The sequence below is a fragment of the Albibacterium bauzanense genome (genome assembly GCF_004339765.1).
Taxonomy (GTDB): domain Bacteria; phylum Bacteroidota; class Bacteroidia; order Sphingobacteriales; family Sphingobacteriaceae; genus Albibacterium; species Albibacterium bauzanense.
Genome location: NZ_SMGO01000001.1, coordinates 92,546 through 112,247, shown reverse-complemented (window position 1 = coordinate 112,247; position 19,702 = coordinate 92,546). Strand labels below are relative to the sequence as shown.

15 protein-coding genes are annotated in these 19,702 nt (G+C 36.2%); 8 read left to right on the top strand and 7 right to left on the bottom strand.

The features are described from left to right. Positions 1-7 precede the first annotated feature (7 nt). Positions 8-763, bottom strand: coding sequence for a UDP-2,3-diacylglucosamine diphosphatase (locus C8N28_RS00455; RefSeq protein ID WP_132220453.1), 756 nt, complete (start codon positions 761-763; stop codon positions 8-10). A gap of 186 nt (positions 764-949) precedes the next feature. Here C8N28_RS00455 and C8N28_RS00450 point away from each other — a divergent pair, with 186 nt between their 5' ends. Then, a complete protein-coding gene (locus tag C8N28_RS00450) occupies positions 950-2,995 on the top strand; it encodes a prolyl oligopeptidase family serine peptidase (RefSeq protein ID WP_221410200.1) in 2,046 nt (681 codons plus the stop codon). On the opposite strand, the gene C8N28_RS00445 is transcribed toward C8N28_RS00450, so the two are convergent. Together C8N28_RS00445 and C8N28_RS00440 are read right to left on the bottom strand one after the other, a co-directional pair. Continuing rightward, positions 2,992-4,260 (bottom strand): porin family protein, encoded by a 1,269-nt coding sequence (locus C8N28_RS00445; protein ID WP_132220449.1) that lies wholly within the window; start codon positions 4,258-4,260, stop codon positions 2,992-2,994. The genes C8N28_RS00450 and C8N28_RS00445 overlap by 4 nt on opposite strands. Before the next feature lie 4 nt (positions 4,261-4,264). Beyond that, positions 4,265-4,903, bottom strand: coding sequence for an RNA polymerase sigma factor (locus C8N28_RS00440; RefSeq protein WP_246012674.1), 639 nt, complete (start codon positions 4,901-4,903; stop codon positions 4,265-4,267). Between the two features lie 253 nt (positions 4,904-5,156). Between C8N28_RS00440 and lysS the strand changes: the two genes are divergently transcribed. Then, positions 5,157-6,875, top strand: a complete 1,719-nt coding sequence (gene lysS, locus C8N28_RS00435) for a lysine--tRNA ligase (RefSeq protein ID WP_132220447.1) — start codon at positions 5,157-5,159, stop codon at positions 6,873-6,875. Between the two features lie 56 nt (positions 6,876-6,931). Here the strand turns inward: lysS and C8N28_RS00430 are convergent, their stop codons facing one another. Further along, the gene (locus C8N28_RS00430; RefSeq protein ID WP_132220445.1) at positions 6,932-9,550 is read right to left on the bottom strand and encodes a valine--tRNA ligase; all 2,619 of its coding nucleotides are present in this window, start codon (positions 9,548-9,550) and stop codon (positions 6,932-6,934) included. A 91-nt stretch (positions 9,551-9,641) separates the two neighbouring features. Here C8N28_RS00430 and C8N28_RS00425 point away from each other — a divergent pair, with 91 nt between their 5' ends. Genes C8N28_RS00425 through mnmD form a run of 4 tightly spaced genes read left to right on the top strand, consistent with a single transcriptional unit; the run spans position 9,642 to position 14,211 of the window. Beyond that, positions 9,642-11,690, top strand: coding sequence for a M13 family metallopeptidase (locus tag C8N28_RS00425; RefSeq protein ID WP_132220443.1), 2,049 nt, complete (start codon positions 9,642-9,644; stop codon positions 11,688-11,690). A gap of 16 nt (positions 11,691-11,706) precedes the next feature. Further along, on the top strand, positions 11,707-13,041 hold the full coding sequence (locus C8N28_RS00420; protein WP_132220441.1) for an MBL fold metallo-hydrolase: 1,335 nt from the start codon (positions 11,707-11,709) through the stop codon (positions 13,039-13,041). 7 nt (positions 13,042-13,048) lie between these two features. After that, entirely contained in the window at positions 13,049-13,549 is a 501-nt protein-coding gene (locus C8N28_RS00415; RefSeq protein ID WP_132220439.1) for a rhodanese-like domain-containing protein, read from the top strand. Next, the gene (gene mnmD, locus C8N28_RS00410) at positions 13,549-14,211 is read left to right on the top strand and encodes a tRNA (5-methylaminomethyl-2-thiouridine)(34)-methyltransferase MnmD (protein ID WP_132220437.1); all 663 of its coding nucleotides are present in this window, start codon (positions 13,549-13,551) and stop codon (positions 14,209-14,211) included. The genes C8N28_RS00415 and mnmD overlap by 1 nt, the downstream gene beginning before the upstream one ends. A gap of 7 nt (positions 14,212-14,218) precedes the next feature. Here the strand turns inward: mnmD and gldC are convergent, their stop codons facing one another. From gldC to C8N28_RS00395, 3 genes are read right to left on the bottom strand one after another with little or no spacing between them, the layout of a single operon-like run. Then, positions 14,219-14,566, bottom strand: a complete 348-nt coding sequence (gene gldC / locus C8N28_RS00405; protein ID WP_132220435.1) for a gliding motility protein GldC — start codon at positions 14,564-14,566, stop codon at positions 14,219-14,221. A 20-nt stretch (positions 14,567-14,586) separates the two neighbouring features. Next, entirely contained in the window at positions 14,587-14,835 is a 249-nt protein-coding gene (locus C8N28_RS00400; RefSeq protein ID WP_132220433.1) for a hypothetical protein, read from the bottom strand. Then, a complete protein-coding gene (locus tag C8N28_RS00395; protein ID WP_132220431.1) occupies positions 14,832-16,190 on the bottom strand; it encodes a DEAD/DEAH box helicase in 1,359 nt (452 codons plus the stop codon). The genes C8N28_RS00400 and C8N28_RS00395 overlap by 4 nt, the downstream gene beginning before the upstream one ends. 131 nt (positions 16,191-16,321) lie before the next feature. Here C8N28_RS00395 and C8N28_RS00390 point away from each other — a divergent pair, with 131 nt between their 5' ends. Next, entirely contained in the window at positions 16,322-17,656 is a 1,335-nt protein-coding gene (locus tag C8N28_RS00390; RefSeq protein ID WP_132220429.1) for a dihydroorotase, read from the top strand. A 57-nt stretch (positions 17,657-17,713) separates the two neighbouring features. Next, entirely contained in the window at positions 17,714-19,684 is a 1,971-nt protein-coding gene (locus tag C8N28_RS00385; protein ID WP_246012672.1) for a sialate O-acetylesterase, read from the top strand. Positions 19,685-19,702: the final 18 nt, after the last annotated feature.

Sequence of the window (19,702 nt, the reverse complement as noted above, 5' to 3'; positions counted from 1 at the left end):
CAAATAACTATAAAAGCTTACCCCAATATTTTAATTCTAAATCTCTTCCGTCAAAGACGGCATAACTGTTATAATTAATCCACTCGCCTAAATTGATATAAAGGCTTCCTTTTCCTAAGTCAATCGATAAAGGCAAATGCCGATGGCCATAAATAAAGTAATCAAAATGCTCTGTCTTTAATTTTTCCTTTGAGAAGCCAACCAACCACTCTTCATCTTCACTTCTAAATTCTTCTTTTTTATTATTAGCTATCCTGCTGTTTTTAGACCACATTTCGGCAATAGCCATTCCTATATTAGGATGCAGCCAGGAGAATAGCCATTGGCTCAATCTGCTTCTAAATATTTTCTTTAAAATCTTGTACTTTTTATCTCCAGGTCCTAACCCATCTCCATGATGCAAATAGAATCGTTTACCACTATGCATTAATATGAGCTCATCCGACACAATCTTCACACCAATCTCTTTTTCCAAATAGCCAAACATCCACATATCATGGTTTCCCTTAAAAAGTGTAACCTTTATCCCCATTGATACAAGTTCTGCCAATTTTGCCAAGAAACGAATGTACCCTTTAGGAATAACATGCTTATATTCAAACCAAAAATCAAAAACATCTCCCATCAAAAAAACTTCGGCAGCATCATGCTTTATATATTCGAGCCAATCAATAATTCGCTTCTCCCTTTGTAGACTACTTTCATAAGAAGGCACACCCAAATGAAAATCAGATGCGAAATAAAGTTTTCCGGCTTTTATCATAAAAACAAACTTACAAAAAGATGCTGTTTTTGCAATTCAAGATATTCAATTAAATTTGCTAAGATTAAAGCAAGAGCATAGATGAAAACGACTACAAGAATATTACTTTGTGCAACCTTACTGGTAGCCTGTAATAATGAAAATCCAACTTCCGAGATAATTAACCCTAATAAAGATATTAGCATAATGCCTTATCCAGATACAAAAAAGACTGAGACTATAGATACTTATTTTGGCACTCAAGTTACAGATCCATACCGTTGGTTAGAAGATGATATGGCCGAAGATACCAAAGCGTGGGTTATTCAAGAAAATGAAGTTACTAAAAACTATTTATCACAGATACCTTATCGAAATGCAATAAAGAATCGATTAGAAAATCTCTGGAACTATGAAAAATTTACTGCTCCCTACAAAGAAGGCGATTTCACCTACTTCTCTAAAAATGATGGATTACAGAATCAATATGTACTCTATCGTCAAAAAGGAGAAGAGAATGCTAAAGTATTCTTAGATCCAAATAAATTTTCTGCCGAAGGAACTACTTCATTAGCAGGCATCTCCTTTTCAAAAGATGGCAGCTTAGCTGCCTATCAAATCTCAGAAGGCGGATCTGACTGGAGAAAGGCAATCATACTTAATGCCATAGAAAATAAAATAATTGGAGATACCCTTGTCGATTTAAAATTCACAGGATTAGCTTGGAAAGGCAACGAAGGCTTTTACTATAGCAGTTATGATAAACCGAAAGAAGGTAGTACTTTATCAGGTCTAACACAATATCATAAACTTTATTTCCACAAATTAGGAACTCCTCAAAGTGAAGATGAATTGATTTTTGGAGGAGATAAAACTAAACGAAGATACATTGATGCCACATTAACAGAAGATGAACGTTTTCTAATAATTACTGCGGCCAATACCACGAGCGGCAATGAATTATACATTCAAGATCTATCAAAACCGGACTCTCCCATTATCAATATCATTAATAATTTTGAACAAGAATACTATGTTCTGGATAATCAAGGAGAAACATTGTTTATTTACACTAATTTGAATGCTCCAAATTATCGTGTTGTAAGTACAAGTATTGATAACCTTGGTATTGAAAATTGGAAAGATATTATCCCAGAAACTGAAGATGTATTAAATGTTAGTACGGGTGGAGGAAAAATATTTGCTAACTATTTAAAAGATGCCACATCGCTTGTACAACAGTACGATTATTCAGGAAAGCTAGAACGTAACATCGAATTACCCGCAGTTGGAACTGCATCCGGTTTTTCGGCAAAAGAAAACGAAACAGAACTATATTATAGCTTTACATCTCATATATACCCGCCTACTATTTTTAAATATAACATCAATAATGGCGAGTCTTCTGAATATAAAAAGGCTGGGGTAGATTTTGATCCATCACTGTATGAATCCGAGCAGGTTTTCTACGAATCAAAAGATGGCACAAAGATTCCAATGATTATCACATACAAAAAAGGTATTGAATTAAATGGACATAATCCAACCCTATTATACGGATACGGGGGCTTCAATGTTAGCCTCACTCCTACATTTAGCGTCTCTAATATTATTCTACTCGAACAAGGAGGAGTATATGCAGTAGCAAATATTCGTGGTGGTGGTGAATACGGTGAAAAATGGCATGTCGCAGGCACAAAAATGCAGAAGCAGAATGTTTTTGATGACTTCATAGCTGCTGCTGAATACTTAATTGAAAATAAATATACTTCTTCAGAAAAGCTTGCAATCGCAGGAGGTTCAAATGGTGGTTTATTAGTCGGAGCTGCAATGGCGCAACGTCCAGAGCTCTTTAAAGTAGCACTACCAGCTGTCGGCGTTCTCGATATGCTACGATACAATAAATTTACTGCAGGAGCAGGTTGGTCATTCGATTATGGCACGGCAGAAGACTCCAAGGAGATGTTTGAGTATTTGATTAAGTATTCTCCTTATCATGCTATTAAACAAGGTGTTTCTTATCCGGCAACATTAATTACAACAGCTGATCATGATGACCGTGTTGTTCCGGCACACTCCTTTAAATTTGCAGCTCGTCTACAAGAATATCACCAAGGAGAAAACCCTGTATTGATTCGCATTGAAACAAACGCCGGACATGGTGCAGGGAAGCCAACTGATAAAATCATAGAAGAAGCCGCAGATAAATGGGCCTTTATGTTCCAAAATATGGGAATCAGCTATAAAGACTAAAAACTGGCTTTAATTTTAAAACCACCGTTATTTAAATCCATGTCCTGATCAGAAAGGCTACCAATAGGTATTTTAAAATAAGGTTCAATTGCCAGGTTCATCTTTGGGAGAAACGGCAGTTTATATCCAACTGAGAAATTAAAGAAACCAGTGAAATTCTTACCCTCATAAGGAGTACTGCTGTTCACCTCTTGAGAATGGAGAGACTGAGCTTCAACCCCGCTTTTTTCCTTCCTACTATCTGAAGGAGAAAATGCTGGACTTGCAAGTGCGGTTACAGCTATACGTTCTTCGAAATTATTATAACGTGATTCATTTAACACACTGAATACAGAGACTCCTGCATTGACATACATAGCATTTCCCACATTCATTTTTAAGTTAATAGGAATATCTAATCCTGTCAATGATGTGCTAATGGTGTTCAAAGATTTATTTTTAGAGCCGTCCAGGGTTGAAAACTCTGCAGGTATATCTATTCCATTTGGTGCTCTCTGTGCATCAAGTTGCATATAAGATACACCCGAACCAATCGAAATCTTATCACTCAAATTATAGGCAATAGCGACTCCACCGCCAAAATTCACATCTTTATCCTTTATATTAGGCGACAATTCCACACTAAAATCCCACTTCTTATTATCTGCAATATTTACAACATGCGGACTTAATGGTTCTGAGCCTATATGAGGCGAAGTATATATCTCTTTTGGAACTGGGGTTACACTATTTGAAGTACTCGGCTCTGTTGAAGCAATTGATTGGGCCTCTTTATACCCACTTGTATCACTTTGGTAGAGAGACGGTGAAGATAGATCCGTTCTATTCAAATCTCTCTGTTCAATATCTAATGAATTTGAACCAGATAAACTATTTGAAATAACAGCACTCTCAGTTTGGCGCTTATTTAACGTGGCAACTAAATTCGATTGAGTTGTAGTAGAAACCAAACTTTCACTATTTATAGGTTCACTACTATCTGTTAAACCATTATCTGGTGTATCTACAATATCTTTAGTAACATCTTGTTTTACTACTTGTTGGCTTTCATTCTTATTTTCTCCAGTAAATAAAAACAAAGACACCGCTAGCAAAACTACTGCAGCTGCAGCCCCAGTAAAATAAGGCCATAACACAATTTTCCTTTTCTTTGTAGTCTCAAAATCCTTAAAGCGTTCCCAAGCGCCTTCTTCATAAGGAAGCGAATGCCCTTTCAGCACTTCGGCAATATGCTTAGTAATATCTTTATTTTTATCCGGTTTCATAACCTTAATTATTCCTTTTATTTATTTCCATTAACTGGCTATAAAGTAATCTTAATCTTTGTTTTGCTCGAGTCAGGTAAGTTCTTGAAGTACTTTCAGGAATTTTCAATTGTTGTGCTATCTCCTGATGACTAAATCCTTCTACTTCATATAAATTGAAAATAATTCGCTGCACATCGGGTAATTGACTCAACAGCTTCAATATATCCTGAACTTCTAAATTATCAGCAGGTGCAACATAAACCTTCCTTAGCTCCTCCTCTGAAACGCTGTCATCCTTTATTCGAAGCCTTTTCTTAGATCTTAAATGATCAATTGAAAGATTTGCTGCAATCCGTCCTATCCATCCGTAGAAAAATTTTTCTACTTTACTTTCTTCCATATCTGCATAAGAAAATGTGTGGATAGCTTTAAAAGCCTTTATAAAGGTTTCATTGACCAATTCTTCTGTATCGTGTATATCCTTAACATAGCGGCTAATAACAGCATTAATATAACCGTATAATTTTCGATAGATCAATTCTTTCGCACGCTCATCATTACTTCTGGCACACGCATTTATTGCCCAAAAAAGATTAGGTACATGCTGGTCTCTAGAAATTACAACAGGCTCACTCACAAATGAAATTGGTATACTGTTCAAAATTTAATCTTTGCCAAAATTCGGCTTAATTAATCAAAGCACCATAAATTATTGATTTGATTTGTTCACCTTTTTAAAAATTTCCCATAAAATTTGTTTCACTACATCTAATAACGATTAATAATAACAAGTGCTACAAGTATTCTAAAATATCTTGAATTATATTTTAGAAGGACATATTTATAATCTGGAAATACTGAATTTTGAATGAATACGATTAAAATATGTATTTTTGCGCAAATTTGATTTTATAATGAGTATTCTACTTTCCGAACAAGAAATATTACGCCGTGAAGCCCTTAATTCCTTAATAAACTTAGGTATAGATCCCTATCCGGCCGAATCATATGATATTAATACTACTGCTAAATTAATTGCTGAAAATTTTGAACAACACCCAGAAGACTTTAAGTCAATAAGTATAGCAGGAAGGATGATGAGCCGCCGGATCATGGGTAGTGCTTCATTTATTGAATTACAGGATTCAACAGGAAGAGTTCAAGTTTATCTAACCCGCGATGAGCTCTCTCCTACCGAAGATAAAACTCTCTACAACACGGTTTTCAAAAAACTTCTCGACATTGGTGATATCATCGGAATCAAAGGATTTGTGTTTACTACACAAACAGGAACCATTTCAATACATGCTGAGCAACTTACAGTTTTATCTAAATCGTTGAAGCCTCTGCCTGTGGTAAAATCTGCTGATGGTAAAACATTTGATGCTGTAACTGATCCTGAATTTCGCTATCGTCAGCGATATGTTGACTTAGTAGTAAACCCACATGTAAAAGAAACTTTCATTAAGGTATCAACTATTAAAACAGCGATTCGCGACTTCTTAAATAAGGAAGGCGCTTTAGAAGTAGATACACCAGTTTTGCAAAGTATCCCAGGCGGCGCAGCGGCCAAGCCTTTTACCACTCATCATAATGCTTTAGATATTCCTTTATATTTACGTATAGCCAACGAACTGTATTTAAAGCGCCTTATTGTTGGGGGTTTCGATTGGGTATATGAATTTAGCCGTAACTTCAGAAATGAAGGAATGGATCGCACTCACAACCCTGAATTCACAGTATTGGAATTCTATGTAGCTTATAAAGATTATCTGTGGATGATGGATATCACTGAAAAGTTATTCGAAACCATAGCAATGGCCACTAATGGAAAAACTACTTTACAAGTTGGCGATAAAGAAATCAATTTCGCAGCACCTTATAAAAGGATTTCAATATACGATGCAATCAAAGAACATACAGGAATTGATGTAAGTCAAATGGATGAAATAGAGCTTCGTGATGTATGTAAGCAATTACATATTGAAGCTGACGAAAGCATGGGTAAAGGAAAACTTATTGATGAAATATTTGGCGAAAAATGTGAGCAGCATTACATTCAACCAACATTCATTATCGACTATCCAATAGAAATGAGTCCTTTAACTAAAAAACATCGTAGTAAAGAAGGTCTTGTTGAACGTTTTGAACTAATGATTAATGGTAAAGAGTTAGCAAATGCATATTCAGAGTTAAATGATCCAATTGATCAACTAGCAAGATTCGAAGATCAATCAAAGTTAATGGAACGAGGAGACGATGAGGCTATGTTTATTGACTATGATTTCTTACGTGCTCTGGAATACGGCATGCCTCCTACTTCAGGAATCGGAATTGGAATTGATCGCTTAGCCATGTTAATGACAAACCAGGCAAGTATACAAGATGTTCTTTTCTTTCCGCAAATGCGTCCAGAAAAAATCACGAAAGTTGCATCTGTCGAAGACTATGAAAAAGAAGGTATCCCAACAGCCTGGGTTCCTGTTCTGCAAAAAATGGGCTTAAATACGATCGAAGCTTTAAAAGCGGCCAATGCAAACAAAGTTTTCAATGATTTAGGCGGATTACGCAAAAAAATGAAGCTTGATATTACAATGCCAAGTAAAGAGGAAGTTGCCGATTGGTTTAAATAAAAAACAGATATAACTATAAAAATAAAGCCCTGAATTTTAAATTCAGGGCTTTATTTTTATAAGCCTTCTATACTTTCCATCAAAGAAGCCAGCTTCGCTTCTGCATCAGCTTTCTTATTCTGCTCATTCAAAACAACATCAGGTTTTGCATTTTGAACAAAACGTTCATTCGAAAGTTTAGCATTAACCGATTTCAAGAAACCAGTTAAATACGCTATCTCCTTTTGGATCCGTTCTCTTTCAGCTTCAGGATCAACATTCTGATTAATAGTCACAAAGAACTCATCCCTACCAATCAAAAAGCTAATTGCACCGCTAGGATTCTCTTTTGTAAGATTCAGCTCACTTAAATTTGCCAATTTAGAAATCAGAAATTCGCAATCTGCATAATCAATCTTCGAGCCTTCTTTATAGAAAAGAGGCAAAGGTTCTTTCGGAGAGATTTGCTTGGCATTTCTTATATTACGAATCTCAGTAACAATAGACTGAAGCTGTTTAAATTCTTTTAAGATGCCTTGATCAAACGGTTGTGACCTAGGAAAAGTTGCAACAATACAACAATCCAATTCACTGCGTTCCCCAAACAATTCATCATGCCATAATTCTTCACTTATAAATGGCATAAAGGGATGTATCAGTGTTAAAATACGCTCAAAAAACGATCTGGTTATTTCAAAAGTTTCTTTTGAAATCGCTTGCTGATAAGGTGGTTTAACCCACTCTAGATACCACGCACAAAAATCATCCCATACTAACTTATAAGTTGCCATTAAAGCATCAGATAAGCGATAATTATCAAAATGACCTTCTATTTCTATCAATACTGAATTGAACTTGCTTTCAAACCATTTAGCAACCTTTAAATCTGCAGCAGAGGCTTTTTCATCATTTAATTCCCAGCTTTTTACCAAACGGAAGGCATTCCAGATCTTATTTGCGAAGTTCCTTCCCTGTTCACAATAAGAAACATCAAACATCAAATCATTTCCTGCCGGAGATGAAAGAAGCATACCTACTCTCACACCATCTGTTCCATATAGCTTCATTAACTCAAGAGGGTCAGGCGAGTTTCCCAATGATTTAGACATCTTTCTGCCTAATTTATCACGAACAATCCCTGTTAAGTATACATTCTTAAAAGGAGCCTGATTCTTAAATTCATGGCCAAAAATCATCATCCTTGCAACCCAGAAAAATAAAATTTCCGGAGCAGTAATTAAATCATTGGTAGGATAGTAATAATTAATATCAGCACCTTCAGGGTCTTTCAAACCATCAAATACAGAGATGGGCCATAAGCCAGAAGAAAACCAGGTATCCAATACATCTTCCTCTTGAACAATTCCTTCAATGCTCTTACCTTCCTTTTCAAATTCTGCTACAGCATCTGCCTCTGTTTTTGCAACTACCCATTCATTATCCTTGTTAAACCAGGCAGGAATACGCTGCCCCCACCACAATTGCCTGCTTATACACCAATCCTTCACATTTTCCATCCAATGTTTGTATGAATTAGTGAATTTATCCGGTATAAGATTCACCTCTCCATTCATAACATAATCTAAAGCTGGCTTCGCTAATTCATCCATTTTGCAAAACCATTGCATAGATAGTTTAGGTTCTATAACAGCGTCTGTACGTTCTGAAAATCCAACTTGCGATTTATAATTCTCTATTTTTTCAATCTTCCCGTCATTTTCCAATAGCGCAATGATGTTCTTTCTTGCAGCAAAACGGTCCTGCCCAATAAGAATCTGAGCCTTTTCATTTAAACTGCCATCATCATTTAAGATATCAATGATCTCTAAATTATGTTTTTGTCCAAGTTCAAAGTCATTTAAATCGTGTGCTGGAGTAACCTTTAAACATCCTGTACCGAAATCCATTTCCACATACTCATCTTCAATGATAGGAATCTCACGATTCACCAATGGAATAATAACCCTCTTTCCTTTTAAATGTTGATAACGCGGATCATTAGGATTAACACATATTGCAGCATCTGCCATAATCGTTTCCGGACGAGTAGTCGCAATTATTAAATACTCATTTTCAGAACCAACAATTGGATAGCGCAAATAAAACAAACGCTGATCAACCTCCTTACGAATTACCTCTTCATCAGAAAGAGCAGTTTGGCCCATCGGATCCCAATTTACCATCCTTACTCCTCTGTATATATAGCCTTCTTTATATAAATGAATAAAAGTATCAATAACCGATTCGCTCAAATCAGGATCCATAGTAAAACGGGTTCTGTCCCAATCACAAGAAGCTCCAAGTTTTTTTAATTGATCCAGAATAATACCACCGTATTTTTCTTTCCATTCCCATGCATATTCTAAAAACTCTTCACGGCTAATAGATTTTTTATCAATTCCCCGCTCCTTCAGCATATGCACAACCTTAGCCTCAGTAGCAATAGAAGCATGGTCAGTTCCAGGCACCCAACAAGCATTTTTCCCTTGCATCCTAGCCCGACGAATCAACACATCCTGAATGGTATTATTTAACATATGACCCATATGCAATACACCCGTCACATTCGGCGGTGGCATCACTATGGTATAGGGCTCACGTTCATCAGGTATAGAACGAAAGAATTTTTTTTCTAACCAATAGCTATACCATTTATCTTCTGTATCGTTTGGATTGTACGTTTTTGTTAAGCTCATGTTTCAAATATTCGTAAGAAAGACAAAAATAGTATTTTGTTTACTAACTTCGCCCTTACATTTCAATCTATAAAACATCAATCTACAATCTATGAAATATTCATCATTAATTTATTGTGGGATAGTTCTTATTACCATAAACGGATGCGCCCGTCCAGAGTCTAAAAAAGTCTCAAACATACCAGACAAATTCATTGATCCTGTCAATATGGATACAACTGTAAGACCAGGAGATGACTTTTTTCATTATGCAAACGGAGTTTGGATGAAAAACAATCCAATTCCGGATAAAGAAACTCGCTGGGGTAGTTTCAATGAATTACGTGAATTTAATGCACAAGCTGTAAAAGGCTTACTTGAAGAAGCTGCTGCAAATACAAATGCTACTCCTGGAAGCATAGAACAACGTGTAGGCGATTTCTTTAAAAGCTCAATGGATAGTCTTGCTATTGAAGAAGCAGGAGCAAAACCGATTATTGAAGATTTAAATAGAATTGATAAAATCAATGATCTAAAAGGTATTATCAATGAAATAAACCATCAACAATCAACCGGATTAACAAGTCCTTTTTATGATTTTTATGTTTATCAGGATAGTAAGAATGCAAATAAAAATATGCCTCAACTATCCCAAGGTGGAATTACTCTACCCGATCGCGATTACTATCTAGTAACTAACGATCGTAATAACACCATTAAGGAAGCTTATAAGAAATACATCGCAGCTCTCTTTAAATTAACAGGATTATCTGAAGAACAAGCTGCAGCAAATTTCGATGCTATCTGGAAAACAGAAAGTATACTCGCAAAATCACAAAAAAGCCGTGTAGAAATGCGTGATCCAATTGCTACTTACAATAAATTCTCACTAGAGCAATTCAGCCAAAATACCCAACCTTTCAATTGGGTAGAGATCTTACCGGCATTAAAGGTAAATGGTGCAGATTCGATTATTGTAGATAATCCACAATTTTTCATTGATGAAGGCAAATTAATAGCAAGTACTCCTATAGAAGACTTAAAAGTATATCTAAAGTGGAATATTCTAAAGAAATCAGCTCCTTATTTAAGCAAGGATTTTGTTGATGCTAATTTTGCTTTCGCTCAAGTACTTAGTGGTCAAAAAGTAATGACACCACGCTGGCAGCGAAACTTCACATTAATTGACAATACCATTGGCGATCTATTAGGACAATTATATGTCGCGAAATATTTCACTCCGGAAGCTAAACAAAGAATGCAGGATCTGGTTAAAAACCTATCTGTCACCTTTGCTGAACGCATTCAGGATCTGGATTGGATGAGTGAAGAAACAAAGAAAAAAGCATTAGAAAAATTAAATGCTTTCACGCCAAAGATTGGCTATACAGATAAATGGGAAACCTACGATGGGCTAGAGATTAATGCAGACGATTTTTATGGAAATGTAAAACGTGCTGATCAATGGAACTATGATTATATGGTCAGCCAATATGGTAAACCTGTTGATCGTACCCGTTGGGGAATGACTCCTCCGACCGTAAATGCTTACTACAATCCGGTTAATAATGAAATAGCATTTCCAGCAGGTATCTTACAATTCCCTTTCTTTGCTTTCGAGGCAGATGATGCCATCAATTATGGTGGAATTGGCGCTGTAATCGGGCATGAAATGACACATGGATTTGATGATCAAGGTCGTCAATTTGCTGCAGATGGGAATTTAAAAGATTGGTGGACATCAGAAGATGCTACTAAATTTAAAGAACGTGCAGATAAAGTTGTTGATCAATACAATAAATACACAGTATTAGACACAATCAATGTCAATGGAAATTTAACATTGGGTGAAAACTTAGCAGATTTAGGTGGTTTAGCAATTGCTTATGCAGCATTCAAGAAAACTCCCCAAGGCCAATCTAATGAATTAATTGATGGTTTAACTCCTGATCAACGATTCTTCCTGTCATGGGCTCAGGTATGGAGAATGAATATTCGTCCCGAAACTGCCGCGCAGTTTATTTTAGTAGATCCTCATTCGCCTGCCGATGCCAGAACCGTAGGCCCTATAGTAAATATGGACGCCTGGTATAAAGCCTTTAATATTCAAGAAGGCGACAAACTATTTGTTCCAGAAAAGGACAGAATAAAGGTATGGTAGTATTTAATTGATAAAGATGAAGATAGAGCAATTTTATGATAAAGGATTAGCACATGCATCGTATGCTGTGTTAAACAATAAAGAAATAATTTTAGTGGATCCTGCCAGAAACCCACAACCTTATTATGAATATGCAAAGAACAATCAGGCAAAAATTGTTGGCGTTATTGAAACACACCCTCATGCTGATTTTACTAGCTCTCATCTTGAGATTCATCATACAACAGGTGCAACAATCTATACAAGCAGATTAGTTGGGGCAGATTACCCTCATCAAGCTTTTGATGAGGGTGATCATATAGAACTTGGAGATATTAGCCTGGAAGCAATAAATACTCCAGGGCACTCACCCGATAGTATATCTGTTTTAGTTATTAATAAAGACGGTATAGAACATGCTTTATTTACAGGAGACACCTTATTTGTAGGAGATGTTGGAAGACCCGATTTAAGAGAAAATGTAGGTAATATAAAAGCCAGGGCTGAGGAGCTTGCACGTAGTCTTTACCATTCTACGCGTGATAAAATAATGACCTTACCTGAGAATGTTATCATCTATCCGGCTCACGGTCCGGGTTCTCTATGTGGAAAGAATATTAGCCCTGAATTACAAAGCACTATCGGAAAGGAATTGAAAGAAAATCCAACGCTCCAGGATATGTCTGAGAACGATTTTGTTAATTTAATTACAGAAGACCAACCGTGGGTACCCAAGTATTTCCAGTACAATGTTGCTTTAAATAAAGCCGGATTAGAATCTTTTGAACAAAGCATACGTGCTGCCACAAACATGCTTCATAAAGAAAACCTAACTGAAAATGTACTTATAGTTGACACCAGGCAAGCGGCAGATTTTCAAAATGGACATCATAAAAATGCTATTAATATTCCTGATAGTTTAAAGTTTGAAACCTGGTTAGGTTCCATCGTAAATCCAAGTGAATCTTTTTACTTAGTTGGTTATGATGAAGCATCCCTTCATCAAATTATGGAAAAGGTAGCAAAGATTGGTTATGAGAAGTTTGTTGATGGTCTCCTTTGGAATGACTTCGGATCCATAAAAGAAAATAACTTTAATCAAGAGGCATTTGACAATAATAGGGACCAATTCACCGTTGTGGATATAAGGAACGACAATGAAGTAAAAAAAGATAGCATTTTTAAAAACGCTATTCATATTCCATTGCCTCGTTTGCGCGAGTCAACAGAACATATTCCGACTGACAAGCTCATAGCTGTTCATTGTGCGGGAGGATTAAGGTCAGCAATCGGTTCTAGCATTTTATCTTTAAAACTAAATGGTGCTACAGTCTTGGATATGGGGACAAGAATTAAACAATATAAAAGCTAATTAATACATGCCTAGCTTTATTCTAATTTTCCTTACAATCTTCCCTTTCTTTCAAACAAAAGAAAGGGTTATTAATCCTGAATTCAAATCTGAATTGGAGAAGATATACAATCAACAAATACCTACTATCGATATAAATCAGTTCCTTAAATTAAATAGTGATAGCTTATTTATATTAGATGCTCGCGAAGAAAATGAATTTAATATAAGTCATTTAAGGCATGCAAGAAATGTAGGTTATATCTGGTTTGATATGCGCAGTATTTATGATATCCCTAAAGACCGAACCGTTATCGTTTACTGTTCTGTCGGAAATCGTGCTCAAAGAATTGCCGGAATGTTAATTAAAGCAGGTTATAAGCATGTATATAACCTTTACGGCGGCATTTTTGAATGGGTCAATGAAGGTCACCCTGTTTATACAAATCAAGGTGCCCAAACTCCCCAAATACACGCTTACAACAATCGATGGAGCGTTTGGCTTGAGCGCGGTTCAAAAGTACTGTAATGAACGTTATACAAACTGAGGATGGTTCTTCCACCCTATTTAATTCAGAAATAGGAGAGCATTATCATTCTACTCACGGAGCTCTGCAAGAAAGCAGACACGTATTTCTAAACTCTGGCCTTGAATTTTATTTAAACAAACAAGCTCAGCAGGCTATTTCAATCTTAGAAGTTGGTTTTGGAACAGGCTTAAACTACCTCATATCAGCCGATTATTGCTTCCATAATGACATTACCTTAAATTATACAGGTATTGAACGTTATCCATTAAATAAAGAAATTCTTATTGAAGTTGATAATATAAAACACATTTCTCCAACAATCGGAAATGAGTTTTTAGCACACTATGAAGCTGCAATGCAATCACAGATAACAACTAAAGCAGGTAAATTATTGATCAATGTATGTGATGTAATTAACTATAAATCAAATAATAAAGTTGATATAATTTACTTTGATGCTTTTGCGGCGGCTCATCAACCCGAGATGTGGAGTCAAGAAACCTTAACTCATGTTTGCTCTTACTTAAAAACAGGAGGTGTTTTCGTAACTTATGCTATAACCGGCAATTTAAAGCGTATTATGAAATCAATGGGCTTCTCAATTGAAAAAGCGCCCGGAGCATCTGGCAAACGCGAAATGCTACGGGCGATTAAACAATAATCTTAAATTACTTCGTTTGTGTAACTTCCATTTTCTCTGCAAAATGGTCGCAATAATCGCGTAGATCGCCAATAACAGCTTTTGCCATTTCATCATCTCCAGATGCACGTAAAAATGTATCACCTAAGGTTTGCAAGGTTTCATAAAAGAAACGCTTCATTTCATCGATTGGCATATCTTTCGTCCACAAATCAATGCGCATTGAATTCTTATAATGAGGGTCCCATAAAGCTAAAAATAGTGCTTTAGCCGCTAAAGCTTCTGATGATTCCCCATCCGTTGATTCCCATGTTATATTTTCTGGAACGTTTTGATCGTCCAATGTTACTACTAATTTAATTTCTGCTGTTTTCATTGAAAAATTATTCTAATCTATTAATTCTTAATATACCAAATTGCAAAAGCTGTAGCTACCGTAATAGCAATAAATATCATTTGTACTATCCAAATCCTTTTTAAACTACCAAGCAACATTCTAAAAAGCTGATCTCCGATAAAAACAAGTACAACAAGTAATAAAACCCATAATGCCTGGCTCAACCCAAGTGTACCATCCAATAAACCGAAACCCAGCCATATCAATAAAGCTGCCGTTAGTATATTTAAAGGAGTAACACGCTTCATTTTTTCTTATCAAATCGTTTTGATTTTCCATTTGCCCGATGAACAGACTTCCCAGCATCTTTTCGAGGGTTATTACTCTTCCCTTTACCATCATTAGCACGGTTATTTGCCGATTTTTTTTCATGAAAAGCACCCTTAAATTCCGGATCATCCCTCCTCTTCTGATTATCGATCTCCCTTGCTATTATTTGCCGTTCTTCATAACCAGTCTTTTCAACAAACACAGCTTCAGGAATCTCCTTAACAGGTATTTTCTGTCTGATTAGCTTTTCTATCTTATGTAAGTAGTATTCTTCCGAAGGATCACAAAATGTAATAGCACTTCCTTGTTTCAAAGCTCTACCTGTTCTGCCAATTCGATGCACATAATCTTCAATAACAACCGGAACCTCAAAGTTAATAACATGACTTACATCACTAACATCTAAGCCTCTTGCAGCAACATCAGTTGCAACCAATATTCTTAAACCACCTTCCTTAAAAGCAGTAATTGAATTAATACGTGTATTCTGACCTTTATTTGCATGAATAACACGTACATCTTCTATCCCATACTTACGTTCCAGAAATGTAAAAACATTATCTGCAACTTTTCGTGTTTTACAAAAAACGATGATTCTATTGAACGTATCAATATCGTTTAATAGATTATGTAACAGGTTAATCTTCGTTTTTAAATTCGGAACATAATAAAGTGACTGCTCTACAGTTTCTGCCGGCGTTGCTTGAGTATCAACTTCTACCTTCGTAGGAAAGGCTAAAAAATCACCAGCAATTTTATGAACCAACTCACTCATCGTTGCAGAGAATAAAAGATTCTGTCGCTTTCTGGGAACGATCTCTAAAACGCGGTGAATTTTGCTAATGAAGCCCATATCCATCATCTTATCAGCTTCATCCAAAACTAAAAACTTAATAGACTTCAAAAAGATATGTCCTGCTGAATAAAGATCTAAAAAACGACCCGGCGTTGCAACAATAATATCTACACCTTTCTTCAAGTTTTCTATCTGTGTTTTTGGCCCTAATCCTCCATAAAGCACTACTGTCCTTAAATCAGTATACTTACCAAGGCTACGAATATCAGCCTCAATTTGCATCGCTAACTCACGCGTTGGCGAAAGAATCAATGCACGAGGATCTTCCCCTTGTGCATATTTCAACTTCATTAAAATAGGTAAAACATAAGCAGCAGTCTTTCCAGTACCAGTTTGCGCCACACCCATCAAATCCTGTCCTGCCAATATAGGAGTAATTGCTTTTTGCTGAATAGGCGTCGGTTGTGTATAACCAGCCTCTTCAATAGCATTTAATAATTGTCTGTTTAGTTTAAAATCCTCAAATGAGTTGTACATAGCTGCAAAGATAGATAAAAGCCTTTAATAGCAATTCCATTCAAAAACTTTAACGTTTAAATGATGTTAATTAGCCATAACGACTGCAAATCGTTATTTTTGAATTGAATTTCTTGATCAAATCAAAAAACATGTCCAGAATCCTAATAAAAAATGCAACCATTGTAAACGAAGGCAAGCAAAAAGTAGCCGATATTTTAATACATAAAGGAATTATTGAAAAAATCGATAGCTATATAAATTCTCCAAGCGATCGTATCATAAACGCCGAAGGTTTGCATTTACTACCTGGATTAATAGATGATCAAGTTCATTTTCGTGAGCCCGGTTTAACTCATAAAGCTGATATATGGCACGAAAGTCGGGCTGCCGTTGCTGGGGGAACAACCAGTTTCATGGAAATGCCCAATACCGTTCCCAATGCTTTGACTCAAGAACTTCTAGAAGATAAATATCAAATTGCTGCTACAAAATCCATAGCGAACTATTCTTTCTATATGGGTGCCTCAAATGATAATATCGAACAAGTTCTACGCACTAATCCGAAAACTGTTTGTGGTGTAAAAGTCTTTATGGGCTCCTCTACTGGCAACATGCTGGTGGATGATGAAAATACCTTAGAAGGAATATTTTCACAAGTTCCTATGTTAATTGCTACCCACTGCGAAGACGAGGAAACCATTAAAATGAACCTTGCAAGATATCAAAGCGAATATAATGAACTAACTATTGAAATGCATCCATTAATTCGCTCTGCAGAAGCATGCTATATCTCCTCTTCATCAGCCACAGCATTGGCTAAAAAACATGGAACGCGTTTACATATACTCCATATATCTACAGCAGACGAACTTAGTTTATTCCAAAATGATATTCCTCTGATAGAAAAGAAAATTACTGCTGAGGCCTGTATCCATCATCTCTGGTTTTCAGATAAAAACTATGCAGAAAAAGGCAATTTCATCAAATGGAACCCTGCTATTAAAACAGCCCATGATCGTGACGCTATCTTTCAGGCTGTGCTAAATGGAACAATTGATGTAATTGCTACAGACCATGCCCCACACACCATTGAAGAAAAGTCCAAACCTTATTCACAAGCTCCTTCAGGTGGTCCATTGGTTCAACACGCTTTACAAGCTTTGCTCGATTTCTACCATCAAGAAAAAATGACCCTAGAGCAAATCGTACAAAAAACTGCTCACAATACAGCACTTTGCTTTCAAGTAGAGAGACGTGGATTCATCAAAGAAGGCTATTGGGCCGATCTTGTTTTAGTAGACCTAAACAAACCCTATACTGTAAGCAAATCTAATATTCTATCTAAATGTCAGTGGTCACCATTTGAAGATCACACTTTCCAATCATCCATTACTCATACCATTGTTTCAGGAAACCTTGTATATGAAAATGGTGAAATTATTGAAAGTGTTAGCGGAAGGCGGTTATTATTTGATAGGAACTAATTCTTATTTTGATAGAAATTAATTCTTATCTTAGCTCTGTAACCAAAACCTTACATATTGAAAACTAATATTAAACTCCTTTTAAGGCTATTTAGCCTCATTCTCATCTTTTCTACTTCCTCTGCTTTTGCTGATATTAAATTACCACAACTGATAAGTGATCATATGGTATTACAGCGAGATATTAAACTAAAAATATGGGGATGGGCGTCACCTAAAGAAAAAATAAGTGTAAACTTTAATGGCAAAAAAGGAAAAACAGTTACGGATGCTAATGGAAAGTGGTTATTAGAACTCCCTGCAATGAAAGCTGGAGGTCCATATAAGATGGTTCTTCAGGGTAATAATCAAATAACCTTGAATGATATTTATATTGGCGATGTATGGTTTGCCTCCGGACAATCTAACATGGTATTGCCCATGGAGCGTTTAAAAGAAAGGTATCCCGATGAAGTAGCCAATGATAATTTCCCTCAAATAAGAAATTTCTTTGTACCTACCAGTGCCAACGTTAGCACTATTTCTGAAGACCTGCCTCCTGGAGAATGGAAACCAGCTGTAGGCAATAATATATTAGGATTTGGGGGAACAACTTATTTCTTCGCTAAAATGCTCTATCAAAAGTATAAAGTACCAATAGGCATTATTAATTCAAGTGTTGGTGGTGTACCCATTGAAGCTTGGATGAGCGCTGACGCATTCAAAGAATTTCCGGAATATTCAGATAAAATAAAGAACTTCAGAGATACTGCATATATGAGTAATATGCTCAAAAATTTGAAGGCAAACAATACTCCCCCAAAAAACATAATAAATCCAGAGCCTGATAAAGGAATAAGTGGCCCAATCAAATGGACTGATCCTAGCTATGTACCTGAAAATTGGCATAAATTCTGGCTGCCTGGCTATTGGGCAGATCAAGGTGTAAAAGATCTTAATGGTATTTTATATTTCCGCAAAGAAATTGAAGTACCCGCCTCTATGATCGGCGTACCTGCTAAATTATTTGTAGGGCGCATAATAGATGCTGATTCGACTTTTGTAAATGGAGAATTTGTAGGTAATATCACCTATCAGTACCCACCACGCCGATACAATGTTCCAGCCGGTCTTTTAAAGCCAGGCAAAAATACAATTGTTGTTAAAGTAATCAGTACATCAGGAAAAGGTGGCTTTGTTCCAGATAAAAACTATTCCTTAAATGCAAATGGTCAACGTATTGATTTGCGTGGCGACTGGATTTACCAGGTAGGCCAGGTACAACCTAAAATTGATATTGACAACAGTACTATTAGAGACAGACCATTCGTCGCTCAAAATGAACCAACAGGTTTATATAACACAATGGCCGCTCCTGCTATCAACTATAGAATAAAAGGATTCTTATGGTATCAGGGTGAAACAAACGGTAGCAGACCAAAAGAATATGCCAAATTACTACCAGCTTTAATTGCTGATTGGAGAAATAAGTGGGGACAAGGAGACCTACCATTTATATATGCACAATTACCAAATTTTATGGAAGTAAATTATTCTCCTTCAGAAAGTGATTGGGCTCAATTAAGAAAAAGTCAGCTAAAAGTTCTATCAGTATCCAATACCGGTATGGCTGTCGGTATCGACGCAGGTGAATGGAACGATATCCACCCATTAAATAAAAAAGATATAGGTGAACGACTTGCACTCTGGGCTGAATATCTTGCTTATGGGGCTAAAGATGTAGTATACTCCGGACCAATATATCAATCCTATAAAATTGAAGGTAATAAAATCATCCTCTCTTTTTCCAGCATCGGTAGCGGCCTGATGGTTAAAGGTGGTGGAGACCTGTATTACTTTGCTATTGCCGGAACTGATAAACGATATGTATGGGCAAAAGCAGTGATAGAGGGTGATAAAGTAATTGTATGGAACAATGACATACAAAATCCAAAGTACGTACGCTACGCATGGGCAGACAACCCTGAAGGTGCAAATCTATATAACAAAGAAGGCTTGCCGGCTTCACCATTTGAAACGGATAATTAATCATTCACTAAACTATAT

What these genes read in the sequence shown, in the direction of transcription:
- C8N28_RS00455 (WP_132220453.1), bottom strand. Translation starts at nt 763, where the DNA reads ATGATAAAAGCCGGAAAACTTTATTTCGCATCTGATTTTCATTTGGGT.
- C8N28_RS00450 (WP_221410200.1), top strand. Translation starts at nt 950, where the DNA reads ATGCCTTATCCAGATACAAAAAAGACTGAGACTATAGATACTTATTTT.
- C8N28_RS00445 (WP_132220449.1), bottom strand. Translation starts at nt 4,260, where the DNA reads ATGAAACCGGATAAAAATAAAGATATTACTAAGCATATTGCCGAAGTG.
- lysS (WP_132220447.1), top strand. Translation starts at nt 5,157, where the DNA reads ATGAGTATTCTACTTTCCGAACAAGAAATATTACGCCGTGAAGCCCTT.
- C8N28_RS00430 (WP_132220445.1), bottom strand. Translation starts at nt 9,550, where the DNA reads ATGAGCTTAACAAAAACGTACAATCCAAACGATACAGAAGATAAATGG.
- C8N28_RS00425 (WP_132220443.1), top strand. Translation starts at nt 9,642, where the DNA reads ATGAAATATTCATCATTAATTTATTGTGGGATAGTTCTTATTACCATA.
- C8N28_RS00420 (WP_132220441.1), top strand. Translation starts at nt 11,707, where the DNA reads ATGAAGATAGAGCAATTTTATGATAAAGGATTAGCACATGCATCGTAT.
- C8N28_RS00415 (WP_132220439.1), top strand. Translation starts at nt 13,049, where the DNA reads ATGCCTAGCTTTATTCTAATTTTCCTTACAATCTTCCCTTTCTTTCAA.
- mnmD (WP_132220437.1), top strand. Translation starts at nt 13,549, where the DNA reads ATGAACGTTATACAAACTGAGGATGGTTCTTCCACCCTATTTAATTCA.
- gldC (WP_132220435.1), bottom strand. Translation starts at nt 14,566, where the DNA reads ATGAAAACAGCAGAAATTAAATTAGTAGTAACATTGGACGATCAAAAC.
- C8N28_RS00400 (WP_132220433.1), bottom strand. Translation starts at nt 14,835, where the DNA reads ATGAAGCGTGTTACTCCTTTAAATATACTAACGGCAGCTTTATTGATA.
- C8N28_RS00395 (WP_132220431.1), bottom strand. Translation starts at nt 16,190, where the DNA reads ATGTACAACTCATTTGAGGATTTTAAACTAAACAGACAATTATTAAAT.
- C8N28_RS00390 (WP_132220429.1), top strand. Translation starts at nt 16,322, where the DNA reads ATGTCCAGAATCCTAATAAAAAATGCAACCATTGTAAACGAAGGCAAG.